The organism is Paraprevotella clara YIT 11840, assembly GCF_000233955.1.
Lineage (GTDB): Bacteria > Bacteroidota > Bacteroidia > Bacteroidales > Bacteroidaceae > Paraprevotella > Paraprevotella clara.
The window spans coordinates 2,554-5,193 of record NZ_JH376637.1 but is presented as its reverse complement, the minus strand read 5'-3'; the positions used below and the strand labels follow the sequence as shown (position 1 = coordinate 5,193).

The 2,640-nt window shown below is 48.6% G+C and carries 1 rRNA gene (only partly in view); it reads right to left on the bottom strand.

Annotation, left to right across the window (positions count from 1 at the left end):
- Positions 1 to 2,640 (bottom strand): 23S ribosomal RNA (locus HMPREF9441_RS15160) (its annotated part continues 218 nt past the right edge of the window); the annotation flags it as partial.

Genomic DNA, 2,640 nt, shown 5'->3' with positions numbered 1-2,640 from the left:
TATTAGTATTACTCGGCTATGATGTTACCACCGTTACACCTGTAACCTATCAACGTGGTCATCTCCCACGACCCTTAAAAGAAATCTCATCTTGTGGCGGGTTTCGTACTTATATGCTTTCAGCACTTATCCCATCCGCACTTAGCTACTCTGCTATGCCCTTGGCAAGACAACAGATACACCAGCGGTGCGTCCAACTCGGTCCTCTCGTACTAGAGTCAGATCCACGCAAATTTCTAACGCCCACAGTAGATAGAGACCGAACTGTCTCACGACGTTCTGAACCCAGCTCGCGTGCCACTTTAATGGGCGAACAGCCCAACCCTTGGGACCTTCTCCAGCCCCAGGATGTGACGAGCCGACATCGAGGTGCCAAACCCCCCCGTCGATGTGAGCTCTTGGGGGAGATCAGCCTGTTATCCCCGGCGTACCTTTTATCCTTTGAGCGATGGCCCTTCCATACGGAACCACCGGATCACTATGCTCTACTTTCGTACCTGATCGACTTGTATGTCTCTCAGTCAAGCTCCCTTATGCCATTGCACTCTACGCACGGTTACCAAGCGTGCTGAGGGAACCTTTAGAAGCCTCCGTTACACTTTTGGAGGCGACCACCCCAGTCAAACTACCCTCCACGAATTGTCCTTTGCCTTGTGCAAAGTTAGACCTCAGATAAGCAAAGGGTGGTATTTCAACAATGACTCCACAACTACCGGAATAGCCGCTTCTTAGTCTCCCACCTATCCTACGCATCACTTATCCAAGACCAATACGAAGATATAGTAAAGGTGCACAGGGTCTTTTCGTCCCACTGCGGGTAATCGGCATCTTCACCGATACTACAATTTCACCGAGCTCATGGCCGAGACAGTGTCCAAATCGTTACACCATTCGTGCAGGTCGGAACTTACCCGACAAGGAATTTCGCTACCTTAGGACCGTTATAGTTACGGCCGCCGTTTACTGGGGCTTCAATTCAAACCTTCGCATTGCTGCTAAGCTCTCCTCTTAACCTTCCAGCACCGGGCAGGTGTCAGACCCTATACTTCATCTTTCGATTTTGCAGAGTCCTGTGTTTTTGATAAACAGTCGCTTGGACCTTTTCACTGCGGCCTATCTAATGATAGGCGACCTTTCTCCCTAAGTTACAGGTCTATTTTGCCTAGTTCCTTAGCCATGAATCTCTCGAGCGCCTTAGAATTCTCATCCCAATCACCTGTGTCGGTTTACGGTACGGGCATTAGCCTTCGCTTTTCTTGGAAACGTTGTCACCACACTCACCTCGGCCGAAGCCTCAGCGTACTTTCGAAGTCATAACAACTCCTTAAACGTACTATTCCGTCAGTACGCGGTAGTTATCTCATTCCGTCACTTTTAACAGACTAATGGTATAGGAATATTAACCTATTGTACATCCACTACCCCTACTCGGGTTCGCGTTAGTCCCCGACTAACCCTCAGCTGATTAGCATAGCTGAGGAAACCTTGATCTTTCGGCGGGCAGGTTTCTCGCCTGCCTTATCGTTACTTATGCCTACATTTTCTTTTCTATCAGGCTCCACTATGGCTCACGCCTTTAGCTTCCACGCCAATAGAATGCTCCCCTACCGGTATATTACTTCAAGTAATAACCCCATAGCTTCGGTAATATGCTTATGCCCGTTTATTATCCATGCCCAACCGCTCGACTAGTGAGCTGTTACGCACTCTTTAAATGTATGGCTGCTTCCAAGCCAACATCCTAGCTGTCAGTGCAGTCAGACCGCGTTTGGTCAACTTAGCATATATTTGGGGACCTTAGCTGATGGTCCGGGTTCTTTCCCTTTAGGATATGGACCTTAGCACCCATACCCTCACTGCTGATGAGCATTTAATAGCATTCGGAGTTTGTCAGGAATTGGTAGGCGATGAAACCCCCGCATCCAATCAGTAGCTCTACCTCTATTAAACTCGCATCAACGCTGCACCTAAATGCATTTCGGGGAGTACGAGCTATTTCCCAGTTTGATTGGCCTTTCACCCCTACCCTCAGGTCATCCGAAGTCTTTTCAACGACAACCAGTTCGGTCCTCCACGCTGTGTTACCAGCGCTTCAACCTGCCCAAGGGTAGATCACCAGGTTTCGCGTCTACTACTACCAACTATTTATCGCCCTATTCAGACTCGCTTTCGCTACGGATTCGTATCTGAAATACTTATCCTCGCTGGTAACAGTAACTCGTAGGCTCATTATGCAAAAGGCACGCCGTCACAGCTGACGCTGCTCCGACCGCTTGTAAGCGTATGGTTTCAGGGTCTATTTCACTCCGTTATTCACGGTTCTTTTCACCTTTCCCTCACGGTACTGGTTCACTATCGGTCTCTCAGGAGTATTTAGCCTTACCGGATGGTCCCGGCGGATTCAGTCAAGGTTCCACGTGCCCCGACCTACTCAGGATACCCATAAGATTTATAAAGCTGTACCTATACGAGACTTTCACTCTCTATGGTGTGTCTTTCCAAACACTTCTAATCCAGTTTTACAACCTATATCTGGGTCCTACTACCCCCATATTGCCGTAACAATATGGGTTTGGGCTGCTCCCATTTCGCTCGCCACTACTCTGGGAATCACTTTTGTTTTCTTCTCCTCTGCCTACT